Origin of the sequence: Verrucomicrobium spinosum DSM 4136 = JCM 18804 (genome assembly GCF_000172155.1) — a bacterium.
Lineage (GTDB): Bacteria > Verrucomicrobiota > Verrucomicrobiia > Verrucomicrobiales > Verrucomicrobiaceae > Verrucomicrobium > Verrucomicrobium spinosum.
On record NZ_ABIZ01000001.1, the window covers coordinates 1,902,000 to 1,918,342 of the forward strand.

Consider the following 16,343-nt stretch of genomic DNA (forward strand, 5'->3'; position numbering starts at 1 on the left):
ACTGGGCATCAGCTAGCGGGACGAGGTGAACAGCGTTAAAAGCACCATCGGGCAGGTGGCTCAAGCCGTGCGTGCCTGGAAAAAACGGTTGCGCAGGGCGAGGAAGGGAGTTTCCACCAGCCTTGTGGAGATGACCCCCAGGAGGATGGCTCCAGCCCAGTAGATGGCGGTGAGCGTCCACCAGTCCAAGCTGCCCCCCTCCTTGAGCCCGGGGATCAATCCCAGCCACCGTGGCAGCGCCAGATGCCAGAGGTAGATCCCGTAGGAGTTTCTGCCCACAAAGGTCAGGGCAGCCACGGCCCACTGCTTGCCCGGCTTCATCGTCGCCAGTCCCAGCAGCAGCGCTCCGGAGGCCAGGGCCAGGAGGGTGAGTCCGGCGGTGTACATCAGCCAGTGAGTTTGGCGGGTGATCAGGAAAAAGGGCAAAAAGCCCAGACTCCCGGCAAGGATGAGCGGCAGCGTGTGCTTCTGAGCCCAGGCGGGGAGCCTGGAGTCTGGCCGATGCCAGTAGCTGGCAATGAGCACTCCGAAAGCCAGGGTATCCAGCCGCAAATGAGTCTTGTACAAGTGCAGGTACTCAGCGAATTCCGGATGCAAAGACGCATTGTAGATCCGCACCCCAAGGCAGATGGCGCAGACTGCCAGGAGCGACGCAGACAATGCCTTCCCATTGTGCCATGGCTTCCGTTTCCACAGGCACCATGCCGCCACCAGAGCCACAAGGGTGTAGAAATGCTCTTCCACCGCCAGGGACCAGGTGTGTTGCCAAAGCCGGTGATAATAGTTCTGTAGAAACAGCAACTCTCCTGCCACCCCCTTCCACGGTACGACCCCGCCCGACAGGTGTTGGACGACCACTGTCACGACTACCAGACAGTACAGTGAGGGGATGATCTTGAACGAACGGCGGACCATGAAGCGCACGACCCTGACCGACCCTGTTTTGTGCCATTCTGCAAATATTAATCCAGACACTAGAAAACCACTCAGCACAAAGAAAAGATCCACCCCCACCCATCCGCCCGTGCGCAGCATCTGCGTCACGTGATGCACGGGGCGGCTCGTCTCCTCCGGACACACAGGGAAGTGGGAGCCCAGCACGAGCACCACGGCCAGGCAGCGCAAGATGTCCAGACCCGGCTGACGCTGCCCTTGCATTCGTCGTGGCGGCACCGGTCCAGTCTCTGGCGAGAAGGGAGCGCACGCGGCAGGTGCGGGGCTGACGGCTTCAGTCATGATCACCGCTGATAGCTGCTTTTTTGCAAGGGTGCAGCAGCAACCCTTCTCCCCGGTGCTTTTTTGACGCGGGGGGTTTAGTACGTGTACTTGGTCTTCAGGCCGGCCCTGCCAAGCATGCGGCTCATGACCTTGGCGATTCGAGACCGCAGATAGTAAAAATAAAGTCTCCAGTCAATGCGACCAAACACTCTGGGCCGGTTGCCCTGGTTGAGCTCTCGCGCCAGTCTGGGCAGATCATTGCGCCGGTCGTGGATGATCTTCACTTTGGAGAAGCCACCGATCGCGACGGGATGCCAGACGCGCAGGTTGTACTCCGGCGGGAGAATGAGCACCCGGGCGCTGCTCAGGTACACAGCTTCTCTCAGGGAAGGCTGATTCTGGCGTGTGCCGGAGGCAAACTTGTCTTTGTGGATACGGGGCCAGCTTTCCAGGAGAGCCCGTACGGAAGGAGTGATCCGGTAAGCAATCACGCCCCCATTGATGGTCGGCAGACTTTGCGGGAGGGTCTCGATGGCGAGATCACTGCGCCAGGGGTCGTGAACCACAGCAATCTCGAAGTGGTCGAGTGCCTCAAAAACCTCAAAGCACTCGTCGCAGACATAGGTGTCTGTGTCCAGGTGCAGCGTCTTCTCAAAGGGGCTGCGCAGCAGTGGTTCCACCACATCGTGGAAGGAGTGTTCTGCTTTTACCACCGGAAACACAAAATCAAACTCCTTGGTCAGGGGGTGATCCACCAGATCAGTGAAAACGGCCGCCAGCAGTGAAGGCATCTGTAGCTTGGCACTTCTCCTGGAGGCCACAGCTTCCTGTAGGTGTCGCAAGCCGGTCGCGACGTAGTGCAAACCTACCTCGCTCATATTTCAAAGGGGCCAGCGATAGCGTTTTGCATTCAATAGGAGTGGGGAAATCTCCCGAGACCGGGAATGATAGGCAATCAAGCTCCAGTCCGAGGGGGATATAGGGCGATACTTTAGAGCATAAGAACTCTATCATGATTGAAATGCAAGTATGAATTTTAATGGAGACGGCAAAAGTCGAAAAGCTACAGTGATATACCCCTATGGGTGTACGTAGCTCCCGTCTTCAGCTCCAGTTCACTGCCGGACTATTGCCGGGCCGTGCTTGTTTCCGTGCTGCTGGTATTCCATCCAGGGGGCTTCCGGCCGAAGACACGCTTGATGGTGCCGGCCAGTCCCAGGCTCAGGGCCCGCATTGCCAAGGTCTTGAGGCGAATACGGCACCAAGTGAGGAAAAACCTCAGGTGCACCGGGCCATAGTAGAGGGGAGGGTGGCTCGTGTCGTGACCTAGCAGTTGAGCCAGCTCTTCGAGGCAGGGGCTCCGGTCATGCAGAATTTTGACCGAGGCAAAACCTCCGAGTACGACCGGATAATTGGTCCGGAAATTGTACTCGTTGGGGAGGACGTAGAAGTTTACCTTGGAGTGAAACAAGGTGTGGCGGAACGCAGGTTGATCCGCCTTGCGCTTCTTTGAGAACACCTTTTCGTAGCTTTCCTCCCAGTCCGCGAGGAACTTAGACGCCAAAGGACTCTTGTTGAAGACCACGACACCGGTGTTGAAGGAGGGGAAAGTGCCCGGAAATTCTTCGAACTTGTACTCGTTCCGATACACCTCATGGGCCACTGCCAGATCGAACCGGTCCAGCACCCAGAAGATATCCTCACAGGGCTGGCAGATGTAGGTGTCGGTGTCCAGATAGAGGGTCTGCTCGTAGGGGCTCTCCATCATGGCCCGGATCTTTGCCCGCCGCCCCATCTCTCCCGTCGCAGCGGGAAAGACGTGATCAAACAATCCTGCGGGAACGCTCTGGTCGGTGAAGATCGAGAGCGAAAGGCCAGGCATCAACTTCGCCGCTTGTCGTGCCGAGATGAGCGCTTCTTGAAGGTGCTTCTCACCTGTAGCCACATAGATGATACCCCGGTGCAGTGAACGGTGTGGCATGGAGGCGGAGGGGGCGAGCATGAAGAAAAGCGCAACAAAGGAGCGCTTTGAAAGAATAGCAATGCTACAGCTAAAACAAGTGCAAAGCGAGAATGTTCTTGGTTTGTTGTCGCAATGTCAATTGTCAGAATTGAGACGAGTCGCCTCGATCTTCATCTTGATATGATCGGTTTGACCCTTCCTGAAGCACTCGCTTTCCGCAGCAGACACGACGGCCTCAAAACTGGCGCGGCATCCTGGGACCTTGCGATCGTGAAACTCGATGGCGAACTGGCGCACCTTTCTGATCCACGGTGCCGCAGCTGAGAAGATGGCTTTCTCGGCTCCTTCCACGTCCACTTTCAGGATGTCGATGTGTGGCATCTCATGTTGTTCCATCAACTCCGGTACGGTCACCGTCTGGACGGTGCCTGCACCGGTGGTTTCACTGCAGAAGAAGGAGACGCTGGCATCGGACGGGTTCGCGATGTTGACCCTCGTCTTGGTGGGCCAGAGGGCCGCGAGCGCAGGTTTGATCTTGGGATAGGCGCTGGCGTTGCGCTGGAGCAGGTCCCAGTTCTCGTCTGCTGGCTCGATGGCGATGATGGTGGCCTCGGGAAAGGTGATGGCGTAGAAGATGGCGGTGAGGCCGATGTTGGCTCCTGCATCGATGATGTACTCTGGGGCGGCGGCGGTGGGAGCCGCATACTCTCTGGAAATGAACACTTCATCCCACACTCCCACGTCCACGGTTCCTCTGCGGACGGTTGCTGGGTACCGTCCCCCAGGGGGCTTCACGCTCACGAGCCGGCCTTTCTGTCCTAGGCGTAGTCTGAAATAGGCCCAAAAGCCGTAAGGTCCGCCGTAGGCAGCAAGATAGCTCCTGAGATTCGCAAGCTGCCTGTGGAAGGGAAGGGGCATCAGTGTGTGGTGACTCCGCGAAAGTAAGAGGGCGGGATCTGGACAACGGGGCAGAGGTTGCTGCCAACATGTCCCCGAGCATTACGCATGAGACGAGCCCTTGCTACCGACAGTTTCCAGTTGAGCAAGCACTGCCTTCAGCACCACCTCAGGGGTGATATTGCGAAGGCATGCCCGGTCGTAAGGGCAGGCGGAGCACAGCCAGCAGGGTGAACAGGAGATGTCTGTGTGCAACTGGATGGCCCGTGGGTAAGGGTACACAGGCGCTTCGTATCCGCCGACGATGATAACAGACGGAACCCCATAGGCATGGGCAACATGCATGCCGCTTGAAGGAGGGCCCAAGAAGACCGTGGCATGGGATATGGCTGCGAGGTAGGCGGGCACGGACGTTGAGCCCGCGATGGAAACAAAGCGCGGATGCCGGGGTGGAGCGGGGAAGAAGGAGCTCTGCCCGAGTTCCACCACGGTGGCATCTGGAGGGAGGGATTCCACCAGCGTTGTCCAATACGCCAGGGGCCACTGTTTATTAGGTGTCCAGGCGCTCGCCACTGGTTGGATGACGATGATCCTGCCAGTACTTGGGTACTTGCCTCCGGGAGCGTCACGTGGGAAGCTGGGCAGGGGGATGGGGTACTCGTCGGGAACCAGCCCCAGTCGCGAGGCCATCTGTTCGTTGATGGACAACTGGGTCTTGCCAACGTAGCCAAGCCCCTTGGAATCCTTGGGGAGGCTTCCTGAGTCGTAGGGAATAACGTGAATGGTGCTGGGGACCTGCTTGAGCACTTCCGCGAACCGACTGTGGAAGGTGACTCTGGCAGAAGGCCTTTGGGCGGCGAAGCTCTGCAGCACCCCCCAGATCATGAGCTCGTCCCCCAATCCACCTGCCACGGAGTACGTGCTCAGGTTGCGAGGCAGGAAGCGGGCTCGCAATCGCATGCAGGCCAGGACGGTGCGAGGTATCGTCCGCATGCACCGCACGAAGAGATGCCGTTGCAGCTTCGCAACGACTCGAGGCGCTAATGTTGATAATTTGCCGGCCACTGATCCGGAGAGGGCATTTCTGATCTGGCGGGTTGGGCACCCGCCTGCTAGGGATCCATGAGGATGTTCGACAGCCGGTTGGCCGGGAACTTCAACTTCAAAGTCTCCGCCTTGTCCTTGTGGGCGGCGAAGAGGTTCACATGTTCACTGAACAGGTAGCGCTGGACGGTGCGGATCTGTACCAGAGCCAGGCGTTTCGTTTTTTCGACGCCTTGTCTGCCTGGTGCATGGAACTCCTGCGTGAGGTGGGTCATCCCCGGTTCACTGGAGTCAATCCATGCGGGGATGTAAAGCTGGTACCCAGCGTCTTCCAGCCAATGGAGGGGGGAAAGGGTGTTGGTCGGCTTCTCCCGCCAGTTCTCAAGGATGATCCAGGGTTTGGCTGCCGCAATGGTGGCAGCTGCCCCTTTCAGGACAGAGAGTTCGTGGCCTTCCACGTCCATCTTGATCAATGAAGGAGGGGGAAGAGGAAGGCTGTCGGCAGTGGCGCAGGCCATCCGGGCACCGCCGCTGGATTCATCCACCATGCCCAGTCCGCTGTGGAGGTTGTCGGCGAGTTTCATCCCCACCTGTCCAGACTTGTCAGACAGGGCAATTTCATGACAGGTGACCACCTTCTGGAGCCCTGCTTGTTCCACGGCACGGGCGAGATCCCGGTGCGACCGCGGAAAGGGTTCAAAGGCGTGAATCGCACCTGAAAATTCCGGATGGGCCGCGAGATGAAGGCTGAAGTAGCCCCAGTTGGCTCCAATATCCCAGAAGTGGGAGGTCTCGGAGGCAAAGGTGTCAATGAGCATGCCGGTCTCCACCTCATAGCCAGACCGGTACTTGGGCAGGTAGATCGCGTGAAACTGGGTGTTGTGAGCGTCAAAGGCGATGGATTTGCCCCCCTTGGGCAAAGCCAGCTCAAAGCGGCCTGTGGACGGGAGCCGGAGCCGTCGCGAGAACCGGTAGGCCCTGCGGGCCAGCGCCGCGGCCAGATTTCCGCTGCGGGTGCGACGTCCCCCATGGTAGGCAAAAGCGTAGAGCCGCGCCTGCCAGGGCAAAGATGCGATCTTGAAGGGATTCCTGGGCACGACCTGGCGGCTGGGATATTCCTGCTGATCGCTCAAAAATGATTTTACGGAGACTAACACAATGTTGGACGGCTGACTGATGGGGGTGCCTGCCCCAACGGGACATCGTGGCCCGCATGCACTTCTACGATACGCGGCGGCCATTCTGCATGAAAATCTTTCAGAAGTTCTGACACAATTGTTTCATAGTCCCTCCGCAGACCTGCTGGGAAGGCGAACAAGGAGGACACCCTTTCCCAGAACAGGGCGCGGTCCTGCTGCCAGGTGTTCATCAGCCGGCGTGGAAAGAGGTGGGCGTTTCTGCGCAGGTTCATGCGCAGGAGGCCGGAGTACTCCACGGCAGCCCATGACCTGGGGCCGAGCACGCGCTTGCGCCAGTCAGGCACCTGCTTCCAGTGGTCGGGCACGCCACTCTGGGGATCATCCAGCACTCTCTCCAGGGCCCTGCGAAAAATGAGAGACTGCCCCAGATCGAATTTCCTCGATGCCTGGCCAGGCCGGATGCGCCAGGTGGCGACCCGGTCTGGAAGGGCGATGATATCTGAGGCGAGCGCGGCCCTCAGGGCCCACTCTGCATCACCCAGATAGGAGAGATCTGTGGGGTAGAGGCCAGTCTTTTCCAGCAGTCGGCGGCGGATGAGCACGCCTGTGATGCTGCCGATTCCCAACGGAAAGCCTGCCAGGAGCAGGGCGAAGGTTTCGCGGGAGATTCTGCCCGGGCGACCTTGCAGGACCGCGCCCAGGTACTTCCAGATGCGGGGTTGCGGACGGGGCAGGATCTGGTCATGGACGTCAATTTCATCGACCTCCGTCACGACCATGTCCACGTCTGGGTTGGCCAGCAGAGGCGCGGCCAGAATCTCCAGGCAGCGTGGGTACATTGTATCGTCCGCCGTCGCCACATAGACAAATTCTCCTCGAACCCGCCGCAGGCACTCGTTCCAGCCGGCGTAGAGGCCCTCCTTGGGGACCCGGTAGAGACGCACTCTCGCATCCGTTGCCAGTTCAGAGAGGTGTTCCCAGGTGCCATCGTCCGAGTAGCTGTCACAAACGATCAATTCCCAGTCGCTCAGCGTCTGGGAAAGGATGGAATCTGTCCGCTGTCGCAGGAACTCAATGGCGTTCAGCGTGGGCAGGCAGATGGATACAAGGGGACGCTCTGAGGTGTTCAATGCTTGATTTGGCTGGTGGATGGGGCGTGTCAAAGTGGAACAAGACACCGTGGCGGCTGAGAAAGGAAGCAAGGAACGAGCCGGGTTCGAGACTATGCCTGCGGTGGCTGCTCCAGATGCTGGAGGGTGGCCGCCAGAACGTCACGAGGATGTATTTCCTGAAGACATTTTCTGCCGTAGCTGCACGCATCCCGCAGCCAGCACGGGGCGCAGGGCTCCGCCCGGTAGAACTGCTTCGAAAGAGGGTAGGGGTGAGGCAACTCGTATCCGCCGATGACGATGGATGACGGCACCCCGTAGCCGTGGGCGAGGTGCATTCCCGCCGAGACAGGGCCGATGAACACGTGGCTGGCCTGAATGGCGGCGGCGTACTGTGCGAGAGAGGTTCGCCCCAACAACTCCCGGTAGCCGGGATGGGCGGGCGGGGTGGTGAAGATGCTGCGGGCTCCCAGTTCCAGAATGGTGCAGGAGGCGGGCAGGCCCTCCAGCAGAGTCCTCCAGTGGGCCTCCGGCCACTGTTTGTTCGGCGTCCAGTTGCTGGCCGTGGTCTGGATGGTGATGAGGGGGCCGGGGTGGTGGCATTCGGCGGGCACTTCGGATGCGGGGCGCCGAGGCAGGTCGATGCGGAAGTCTGGGAGCGGCATTCCCAGGTACTGTGCCATCTGGGCCATCACAGGGGCATCCTGCCTGGCTGCGTAGGTCAGGCCCAGGGCGCTTTTCGGCGTGGTCCCCGGCACCATCCTTTGCACGTCGGAGAAGCCCGCCATGCCTTGAAACAGTTCTGGATGCCGGGTGTGAAAAATCAGCCGCAGCCCGGGGTTCGCCCGGGACGCTGCCTGGGCCACGCCTGCTGCCATCACCTCATCGCCCAGGCCACTGGGGATGGCGTACACCTCCAGCTTGCGCCTCTTCCAGGGGGCGCTGACGTTCGTCCGCCAGGTTCGCTGAAATGCGAGCTGCAGCATGGTTGCCCGGCGTTTCCACCCGGGACTGGCCAGATACTTCAGCATGGAGGGCTGGCTTGTGGCATATCGGTCATGATCGGCTGCCGGATCAGGCCACGGCGTTCACCGTGGTGCCGGGGGGGCTGGCCTTTTCCGCAGCGGCGGAGAGTCGCACATGTTCCCGCTCATACAAGAGGCGGAGCGGGATGGCTTTGAGCGCTTCTGACCAGGCCTTGCCACCCCGCAGGCGCATCAGGGCGGGGAGGTGGCCTATTTCCGCAAGCAGGAGCGTGAGCCACCTGGCCTCGGCCTCAGAGCGGGTTTTCTTGAGCAGCTGGGTAAAGGGCAGTTTCATCTCCCGCCGCACATGTCGATGCAGCATGCGGGTGAGGCGCAGCCGGCTCAGGCGGGCCAGGCGGTTTCCTTTCAAACCATCATTGCGCTCCTTGCGGGGCGTCTGATTTTTGCAGATGAAGCGGCTGAACACGGAGTGCGGATCCGGCTCATACCAGCAGGATTCGCGGAAACTGATGGCCCGGCAGCCCTCGGCGATGGCACCGTTGTGCAGCTCGTACTTGATGGACAGGTCCACTTTGCTGTTCAGGTCCCAGAAATAACTCATGGTCCCCAGTGTGTAGCTGAAGAAAGCCTCGATCACCCGGTCATCAAAGGTGATCTCGCGGGGGGAATCGCCCCAGATCTCGCGCATGGGCTGACGGTCGGTTTCCGTGATGGTGCCATCTTCGTGGATGTCCACCACGCCGTAGTTTCTCACCAGCACTGGCAGGCTGGTGGCCTGCTGCATGCTGGCGACATTGCGCTCAATCAGCTCCGGTCCAAACAAGTTGTCATCCTCCAGGACGCAGGCATAGCGGGATTCCGGGAAATACTTCACGGGAGCAAAGGCCTTGCTCAAGTTGCCCACCATGCCCAGGTTCTGCGGGTTCGGGCGGTATTCGATGCGCGGATCTGCCATGGACTCCACCACCTGGCGGCCCTCCTGGCCAGCGGAGTCGTCGAACACGGCTGCCTTCCAGTGGGTGTAGGTCTGGGTGAGCAGGCAGCGCAGCGCCCTGACCAGGAGTTCCGGGCGCTTGTAGGTGATGACGCGGACTTCGACGAGGGGGCTGGCGCTAGGGGACATCGGAGGGCAGGATGAAACAAAGATCAATCAGGGAGGTGTCGCAGTCAGGAAGGGCGCTCGGAGGAGATCGGGACGGGGGGCCAGTCACAAGGGAACGTGGCCAGCAAATGATTGGCATGCTCTTCCCATGAAGAGGTCGGCATGGGTGGGAAGGCAAACAGCCGGAAAAGCTGGCGAAAAAACATCCCGGGATCCTGCTTTCCGACTCTAAGACACTGGGTGAGAAACTTCCGGGGGTTCGCGCGGGCCACAAACCGGAAGAGTTCAGAGAGCTCCTCGTAGCTCCACTCGCGCTTGAGCATCAACTGCTCGCTCCACGCGGGGACTGTCTTCCATGCTTCTGGGAGCCCGGCCCGGGGATCGTTCAGCAGATCCCTCATGCTGTCCCGGCAGAGGCGGGCATCATCCATGCCCCAATTCCGGCTGGCCTGGGCCTCATGGAGTCGCCAGGTGGCCAGGCGTCCTGGAATGAATGCGACCAGCGGGCTGACCAGCAAGGTTCGGAGAGCCCACTCACAATCGGCATTCATCCCCATGTCCGTGCGAAAGAGGCCAGTCTTGTCCAGGAGGGCGCGTTGGAAGGCAAACCCCGTCACGCTCCCCCAATTGTGATCGAATGCGCAGGTGATGAGGAACAGGGCCCGTCCATCCACATCATGGCGTGCACTCATCCACGGTTCGATGAACTTCTGGAAGGTGGAGCGGCGCACGGTCAGTTCCTGCCCCCGGCCATCGATCTCCCGATACCCACAGTAGGCCACGGCGATATTCTCGTTCCCATCCATGGGTTCGGCCAGCCGTTCCAGCAGTTCAGGGGCACAAGTGTCGTCTGCCGTGGCGATGTACACATACTTCCCGGTGGCCCGCTTTAGGCACTCGTTCCAGCCGGCGTAGAGCCCCTCTTTGGGCACCTGATGCAGGTGCACGCGGGGGTCGTGAGCCCACTGGGAGAGGTATTCCCAGGTCCCGTCCGTGGAGTGGCTGTCGCAGACGATCAGTTCCCAGTCCGTCAGGGTTTGGGAGAGGATGGTCTCCAGCCGCTCCTCCAGGAATGCGCGGGCATTCAGCGTGGGGAGGCAGATGGAAAACTTGGGCGTTGATAGCTGGGGGGGGCAGGATGCCACGAACAAGGGATGAGCAGGAAAGGGGGTAGGCAGGTTTGAACCGGCGCACTCAGCGCGGCTCAGGACGCCTGCGTGTTTTTTGGGTATAGCACGAAGTTCTCCCGACCCTGAGAGGAAAGGTGTTCCAGATGCTCCGGGTGTTCAATGGCGGCCATGGTGGTCATGTCACAGAGGAAATAGCCGGTGGTCCGGGCAAAATCGAGGATCCAGCGCAGCGGGGTGCCGTAGGCCTGGAGATTGAGGGGGTTCCATTCCAGCACTACGGTGGGACGGCAGGTGGTGAGCAATTTCCTGGCTCCTTCAAGCACCTCTGTCTCCGCGCCCTCCACATCGATCTTGATCAGAGAAACCGGCGGGGAGCCGACGGATTCCCAGATGGCATCGAGCGGGGCGGTTTCCACCTGCACCTTGCGCTTCATGGAGACCCGTCCTGTGTCGCGCATCCCTTCGAAGGCGGCGTGTGATTCATCGGCCAGAACGAAGTCCACGGTGCCCGTGGTGCGGCTCACGGCCTTGCTCAGAGTCTGCCACCGGTCGGCATAGGGTGAATGGTCCCGTGTTTGCTTGAGATAGGGGTGGGAGTTGGGAGACGGTTCGATGGAAAGAACCTTCACGCCGGGCTTTTGGGCCAGGACCGGGGCCGACATCAGCCCCAAGTTGGCTCCTACATCCAGAAACCAGGTGCCCTCCCGGGCGGCCTTTACCAGATAGTGGCAGGTCTCCCTCTCGAACACACCCTCATGGCGCAGTCGGGTGTAGAGGACACATCCCTTGGGGGCGTACACCTGGGTGCCAAAGTAGGGAAAGTAGCCGCGGGAGTTGAACCGGAGGTGGCCAATTCGGTCGTTGATGTTTTTGGAGATATAGGACAGCATGACGGAGTCTCAGGAGATGGTGACGGGACGAGGTGGAGTTTATGCGGAGGCGGGCGAAGGGGCAGAGTCGGGCGTCTGCCAGCGGGTTTTAAAGTCGAGCAGGGCAAAGCCACGGTGTTCGGCCGGGTACGTGGGCACGCCCGGGGCGGAAGTCTCCAGGACAGTCATCTCCATGAGGTCTGTAAGATTGACGTTGGTCAGGCCGGAGTGAAAGTACAGGCCCAGGTTGTAAGTGCCGGGCACCAGATTGGCGGTGGCAATGTCAAACACCAGGTCGGTGCGGCCGGCTGCCAGCCTCATGGGGGCAAGACCTGTTTCCCGTCCATCTAAAATGGAGACTCGCGTGCCCTTGGCGTCATAGATGAGGATGCACGCATCTGTCATGCGGGTGGCGACGGAGGCCTCCAGGCTCACGGTAATCTCTGCGCGGGACCGGCTGGCCACCTGACCTGGTGAAACCCGCATCGTGTTCAGGGTGATCTCTGCGGAAAGACGTTTGGGAAAGTGGCTGTTGCCCCGTTGAGCGTTGCTCAGGTACAGATTGATTTCCGTCTGCGGGTCACGCGTGGCGGAGACCAGGGTGCCTTCCTGCATGCGGATCACCGAATTGCAGAGAGACTGCACGGCGCTGAGGTTGTGGCTTACAAAGATGACCGTTCGCCCGCTGGTGGCGGCCACATCCTTCATCTTGCCAATGCAGCGCTGCTGGAACTCTGCATCACCCACGGCGAGCACCTCGTCCACAATCAGGATGTCGGGATCGAGGTGGGCCGCGACGGCAAAGGCAAGCCGCACATACATGCCGGAGCTGTAGCGTTTCACCGGTGTGTCCACGTAGCGCTCACACCCGCTGAACTCGACGATTTCATCGAGCCGGCGCACGATCTCCGGCTTGCGCATGCCCAGGATGGCACCGTTCAGGAAGATGTTCTCCCTGCCGGTGAGCTCCGGATGGAAGCCCGTGCCAACCTCAAGCAGAGCCGCGATCCGGCCGCGGACTTTGATTTCTCCGCCGGTGGGGCTGGTGACCCGGGAGAGCAGCTTCAGCAGGGTGCTCTTCCCGGCACCGTTCTTTCCGATCACTCCGAGCACCTCACCGCGTCGCACGTCGAAGCTCGTGTCGCGAAGAGCCCACACGTAGTCGCTGTCGGCCTTGGAGGTGCGGTCGTTGACGGCACCCAGCCGGGTGTAGGGGTCCTCCTTGCCCCGGAACCGGTGCCACCAGCGGTTCAGATCGTGGGCCAGCACGCCGGTGCTGACCTCTCCCAGCCGGTAGAGTTTGGAGAGATTGCGGACGGAGATGACGGTGTCGCTCGGCATGGGTAGAAGGCTTCTCAAACGGTGTCCACGAAGGTCTTTTCCACCCGGTTGAAGATGATGATGCCTACCAGGAGGGTGGCAAGGGTGAACCCGGCACTGTAGGTGAGGGATCCCCAGTCAAAGGCCCCCACGCCCAGATAAACCGCACGATAGGCCTCAATGACCGGGGTCATGGGATTGAGTTCCATCCAGGTGCGGTAGCGCTCTGGCACGGAGGACAGGGGGTACACCACCGGCGTCGCATACATGGCGAGCTGGACGCCGAAGGTCACGAGGAAGGAGAGGTCGCGATACTTGGTGGTGAGGGCGGAGACAATGATGCCCACGCCGAGGCCCAGGGCAGCCATCATGGCAATGAGCAGCGGGCTCATCAGAGCGATGCCAGTCCAGTGTGGGGTGATGGGGGTGCCTTTCGCCAGATACCAGATCAACGTGCCCAGCAGGAGTGCGAACTGGATGGCAAACTGAATGAGGGTGGAGATGACAATGGAGATGGGCGTGACCAGCCGGGGGAAGTACACCTTTCCGAACAGGTTCGCGTTGGTCACGAAGGTGGTGGAGGTCTTGGTCACGCAGGTGGCGAAGTAGTTCCACGGAGCCGTCCCGGCAAGGTAGAAGAGCAGGGGTGGCAGGCCGTCTGTGGAGAGCTTCGCCACACCGCTGAAGATGATGGTGAACGTCAGCGTGGTGAGCAACGGCTGGATCAGAAACCAGAGGGGGCCTAGAATGGTCTGTTTGTATTGCGCCACGAAGTCGCGCCGGACGAACATCCAGAGCAGGTCGCGATAACGCCAGAGATCTTCCAGGTGCAGTTCCAGCCAGCCGGACTTGGGCCGGATGATGAGATCCCATGCATCGTCGTCGCCGGTTTCCAGCGGGGCGATGTCAGCCACAGGGGCTCGGGTTGGAGAGGGCGAATGTTCCATGATGACTGAAAGAGCTCGGGGCAGGGGGATCAGGACTGGGTGCTGGATTGCTGGGGAGCCCGGGTCAGGGTGCTGAGGGGCGGGAGGCCTGCCGCTCTGGCCACTTTCCGAAGGGCGAAGATCATGACGAGAAGGAGCGACTGGCCGGTGATGCCGGCGAGGACTCTCCCGAGCCGGACATTGTCCCGGCCCTCAGCATGGTCCCCGGCCCAGAAGCAATGATAGGCCAGTTTGTAGTGCAAGTTGCCTAAATAGAGCCGCACTCGCTGTCGGTCGGCTGGGGTCATCGCGGGCGCGTAGTGCTGCCAGGCATAGGTGACGTCGTGCACGCAGCGCCTGCCCGTTTCTTGGGACCAGAGGGACCGGTGGCTTCCGTCTTCATGTTTGGTCCATGAAGGGGTGGCGACGATGCCGGATTTGATTTCCGGGTCCATGAGCAGTCGGGCCATGAGGAGCCAGTCATCTGCCATCATGGCCTTTTCATACCAGCCCGGCCCCAGCTTATCTCGACGGTAGAGCAGGGCACTGTTGGAGAGGGGGGCCATCCTGCCCAGATAGAAGCGACATGCCTGATCGTAGGGCATGAGCCAGGATTTCTCTGTCTGGCGGGCAAAAAGTTTCCGCCGGGAGGGGCTGGTGGCGAGGCAGTCTGCCCGGTCGCGAATGCCAGAAATGCGGAAGTTCATCCAGATGGTGTCCGCGTGGTGATATTCAATCGCCTGGATGGCGCGTTCCAAGAAATCTGGGTCCCACTCATCATCGTGGTCCAGGGAGATGACATAGCGGCCTGTGCACAGGGCCAGACCGCGGTTGCGAGCGGCTCCCGGGCCCTGGCAGTTCTGGGGCGTGTAGCTGGTGACAGCGTATCGCGCCACCAGGGGTCTCAGGTCCTCGTTGCCAGAGTCATCCACCACATGCAGCTCAAAGTCCCGATACGACTGGTTGACCACGCTTTGGAGCGCCCGGGCCAGAGTCGCCGCTTTCCGATAAGCGGGAATGACAATCGAGACTGTAGGAGCAGCGGCGGGCACAATCAGATTTCGTCACGCTGCCGCCATTGGTCGCAGAGAGTTGCGGCCATGCCAGGAATGGGGTGGAGAGCAGTCCTCAGAGGGCTCCTGTTGCGGTGAGTTGAACGGGTCAGGAATCAAAGAAACCGGGCGAGCAGCTTGCTCCCCAGCACCTTGTCCAGACGTTGATGGAGCTGCTGCGCCGAACGCAGCCGCCGCCGAATTTCCGCCTGGTCGGCGGGGGGCATCTCTTCGTTTGCCGGTGTCGCTGGCGTTTTCTGGGTGGAGCTTTGCAGTGTCTTCTCGATCTGGGTGCCGGCCGTCTGTAGCTTCTTCCGGACTCCCGGCATCAGCCCTTCCTTCAAGATGACCGAAAAATCTGTCTCCGCCTCGTAGTAGTCCTTGCGATCCCCCGCCACCCAGATCTGGCGGACCGCCTGCCAGGAGGCGAGCTGGCGGAGCACGGTGCTCGCGCTGGCCTTGCTGACCCTGAGCGTCGCGGCAATTTCGTCCAGCGACATCGGGCTGGTCGCGAGGTAGAGCATGGCATAGGCTCTGCCGATCATCCGGCCCAATCCGAAGGCGTGGGAGGTGTTTCCTCCTGCTTCAATAAAACGATGTCGTTCTGCCGCCCATGATAGGCCCTGGTGGGACGAGGAGTTGGAGAACATTGTTCAGAAAATTTTGAACGTTCCCAACGAATTGCAACAGACATTTGTCCCCATTGCTTCGTTATTTGCCGGGCAGCTCGTGTCGCAGCCGCGCTATGACCCGGGTCTTGGTCACCCCCATTGCCCATTTTAAGAAGGGGAGCAGCCCCAGATGCCGGCGGATGAGGCGGCCGTGATCGCGGTTGAATGCCGGGTCTCCGTGAGAACTGAGTCCGCCCTGCTCGAAATCCGCCACCACGGTCTCGATGTAGCGCTTGGGGATGCGGGAGTCGCCGTAGCAGCGCATGTTGAACTCCCAGTCTGCGCATGCCGGGTAGGAAAGGGAGAAACGTCCCAATAGCTGGAAGATGTCCCGTCCATAAAAGGCGGCTTGGTGACAGATGTTCCGATGGCAGAGCCGCCAGGCGTCGAAAGGGCCATCATAGATCTGTGCCCCCCTCATGACATTCCCGTACACCAAGCTGGAGTCGTTTGTGGGCAGTTGATCCCGCACCGCCGCGAGCGCATGGGGGCGCAGGGTATCGCCGGCTCCGATGAAGTAGATGTACCTGCCTGACGCCAGATCGAGAGCCTCATTCATGGCATCGTAGATGCCCTGGTCGGGTTTTCCCACGTAGCGCAGGCCGCCTCCCTCGTTCAACGAGCTCCGCTGCACGAGCCGTTCTGTGGATGGAGAAGCGCCGCCGTCCATCACCAGGACCTCCAGATCCTCAAAGGCCTGGCTGGCCACGGAGTCGAGAGTCTCCCCCAGCTTGCCATCGGCATGCAGGACAGGGAGAATGACGGAGAAGAGCAGTGGCATTGAGCGGGGTGTGCATCCTTCTCACTTTCGGCAGGGGGTGCACACCGAAATCTTAAAACCTGCAATGCAGGTGCTCGTCAATCTGCGTGTCATGGTCGACAAGGATCCTCCATCTTGTTGCAGACACTGGCACCCT

16 protein-coding genes are annotated in these 16,343 nt (G+C 60.5%); all 16 read right to left on the reverse strand.

Translation table 11 applies throughout. The features are described from left to right. Nucleotides 1-60: 60 nt before the first annotated feature. A complete protein-coding gene (locus tag VSP_RS07410) occupies nt 61-1,236 on the reverse strand; it encodes an acyltransferase family protein (RefSeq protein WP_081452441.1) in 1,176 nt (391 codons plus the stop codon). Between the two features lie 77 nt (nt 1,237-1,313). After that, nucleotides 1,314-2,096: a hypothetical protein gene (locus tag VSP_RS07415; protein WP_157210779.1), complete on the reverse strand. Its 783-nt coding sequence runs from the start codon at nt 2,094-2,096 to the stop codon at nt 1,314-1,316. 248 nt (nt 2,097-2,344) lie between these two features. Then, nucleotides 2,345-3,199, reverse strand: a complete 855-nt coding sequence (locus VSP_RS07420) for a glycosyltransferase family protein (RefSeq protein WP_157210780.1) — start codon at nt 3,197-3,199, stop codon at nt 2,345-2,347. A 117-nt stretch (nt 3,200-3,316) separates the two neighbouring features. Next, a complete protein-coding gene (locus VSP_RS07425) occupies nt 3,317-4,099 on the reverse strand; it encodes an FkbM family methyltransferase (RefSeq protein WP_009959752.1) in 783 nt (260 codons plus the stop codon). A gap of 81 nt (nt 4,100-4,180) precedes the next feature. Then, complete coding sequence (locus VSP_RS07430) at nt 4,181-5,071, reverse strand: ADP-heptose--LPS heptosyltransferase (RefSeq protein WP_009959753.1); 891 nt, start codon at nt 5,069-5,071, stop codon at nt 4,181-4,183. A 119-nt stretch (nt 5,072-5,190) separates the two neighbouring features. Next, nucleotides 5,191-6,279 carry an FkbM family methyltransferase gene (locus VSP_RS07435; RefSeq protein WP_198141341.1) on the reverse strand — a complete coding sequence of 363 codons (1,089 nt, stop codon included), beginning with the start codon at nt 6,277-6,279 and terminating at the stop codon, nt 5,191-5,193. Then, the gene (locus VSP_RS39035; protein ID WP_157210782.1) at nt 6,273-7,424 is read right to left on the reverse strand and encodes a glycosyltransferase; all 1,152 of its coding nucleotides are present in this window, start codon (nt 7,422-7,424) and stop codon (nt 6,273-6,275) included. Before VSP_RS39035 ends, VSP_RS07435 begins: the two co-directional genes overlap by 7 nt. Before the next feature lie 59 nt (nt 7,425-7,483). Next, a complete protein-coding gene (locus tag VSP_RS07445) occupies nt 7,484-8,401 on the reverse strand; it encodes an ADP-heptose--LPS heptosyltransferase (protein WP_009959756.1) in 918 nt (305 codons plus the stop codon). A gap of 43 nt (nt 8,402-8,444) precedes the next feature. Then, the gene (locus VSP_RS07450; RefSeq protein WP_009959758.1) at nt 8,445-9,479 is read right to left on the reverse strand and encodes a glycosyltransferase family 2 protein; all 1,035 of its coding nucleotides are present in this window, start codon (nt 9,477-9,479) and stop codon (nt 8,445-8,447) included. Nucleotides 9,480-9,523: 44 nt separating this feature from the next. Further along, complete coding sequence (locus VSP_RS39040; protein WP_157210783.1) at nt 9,524-10,603, reverse strand: glycosyltransferase family 2 protein; 1,080 nt, start codon at nt 10,601-10,603, stop codon at nt 9,524-9,526. Nucleotides 10,604-10,662: 59 nt separating this feature from the next. Further along, complete coding sequence (locus VSP_RS07460; RefSeq protein WP_009959760.1) at nt 10,663-11,478, reverse strand: FkbM family methyltransferase; 816 nt, start codon at nt 11,476-11,478, stop codon at nt 10,663-10,665. Nucleotides 11,479-11,517: 39 nt separating this feature from the next. Further along, complete coding sequence (locus tag VSP_RS07465) at nt 11,518-12,798, reverse strand: ABC transporter ATP-binding protein (protein ID WP_009959762.1); 1,281 nt, start codon at nt 12,796-12,798, stop codon at nt 11,518-11,520. A 14-nt stretch (nt 12,799-12,812) separates the two neighbouring features. Continuing rightward, nucleotides 12,813-13,724, reverse strand: a complete 912-nt coding sequence (locus tag VSP_RS07470; protein ID WP_009959763.1) for an ABC transporter permease — start codon at nt 13,722-13,724, stop codon at nt 12,813-12,815. Nucleotides 13,725-13,753: 29 nt separating this feature from the next. Continuing rightward, nucleotides 13,754-14,755: a glycosyltransferase family 2 protein gene (locus VSP_RS07475; protein ID WP_157210784.1), complete on the reverse strand. Its 1,002-nt coding sequence runs from the start codon at nt 14,753-14,755 to the stop codon at nt 13,754-13,756. A 116-nt stretch (nt 14,756-14,871) separates the two neighbouring features. After that, on the reverse strand, nt 14,872-15,405 hold the full coding sequence (locus tag VSP_RS39045; RefSeq protein WP_053332317.1) for a GbsR/MarR family transcriptional regulator: 534 nt from the start codon (nt 15,403-15,405) through the stop codon (nt 14,872-14,874). Nucleotides 15,406-15,466: 61 nt separating this feature from the next. Next, nucleotides 15,467-16,207: a glycosyltransferase family 2 protein gene (locus VSP_RS34365; protein WP_009959768.1), complete on the reverse strand. Its 741-nt coding sequence runs from the start codon at nt 16,205-16,207 to the stop codon at nt 15,467-15,469. Between the last annotated feature and the right edge of the window lie 136 nt (nt 16,208-16,343).

Excerpts from the sequence above, each read along its gene's own strand:
- VSP_RS07410 (WP_081452441.1), bottom strand. The coding sequence starts at position 1,236 with ATGACTGAAGCCGTCAGCCCCGCACCTGCCGCGTGCGCTCCCTTCTCG.
- VSP_RS07415 (WP_157210779.1), bottom strand. The coding sequence starts at position 2,096 with ATGAGCGAGGTAGGTTTGCACTACGTCGCGACCGGCTTGCGACACCTA.
- VSP_RS07420 (WP_157210780.1), bottom strand. The coding sequence starts at position 3,199 with ATGCCACACCGTTCACTGCACCGGGGTATCATCTATGTGGCTACAGGT.
- VSP_RS07425 (WP_009959752.1), bottom strand. The coding sequence starts at position 4,099 with ATGCCCCTTCCCTTCCACAGGCAGCTTGCGAATCTCAGGAGCTATCTT.
- VSP_RS07430 (WP_009959753.1), bottom strand. The coding sequence starts at position 5,071 with ATGCGGACGATACCTCGCACCGTCCTGGCCTGCATGCGATTGCGAGCC.
- VSP_RS07445 (WP_009959756.1), bottom strand. The coding sequence starts at position 8,401 with ATGCTGAAGTATCTGGCCAGTCCCGGGTGGAAACGCCGGGCAACCATG.
- VSP_RS07450 (WP_009959758.1), bottom strand. The coding sequence starts at position 9,479 with ATGTCCCCTAGCGCCAGCCCCCTCGTCGAAGTCCGCGTCATCACCTAC.
- VSP_RS07460 (WP_009959760.1), bottom strand. The coding sequence starts at position 11,478 with ATGCTGTCCTATATCTCCAAAAACATCAACGACCGAATTGGCCACCTC.
- VSP_RS07465 (WP_009959762.1), bottom strand. The coding sequence starts at position 12,798 with ATGCCGAGCGACACCGTCATCTCCGTCCGCAATCTCTCCAAACTCTAC.
- VSP_RS07470 (WP_009959763.1), bottom strand. The coding sequence starts at position 13,724 with ATGGAACATTCGCCCTCTCCAACCCGAGCCCCTGTGGCTGACATCGCC.
- VSP_RS39045 (WP_053332317.1), bottom strand. The coding sequence starts at position 15,405 with ATGTTCTCCAACTCCTCGTCCCACCAGGGCCTATCATGGGCGGCAGAA.
- VSP_RS34365 (WP_009959768.1), bottom strand. The coding sequence starts at position 16,207 with ATGCCACTGCTCTTCTCCGTCATTCTCCCTGTCCTGCATGCCGATGGC.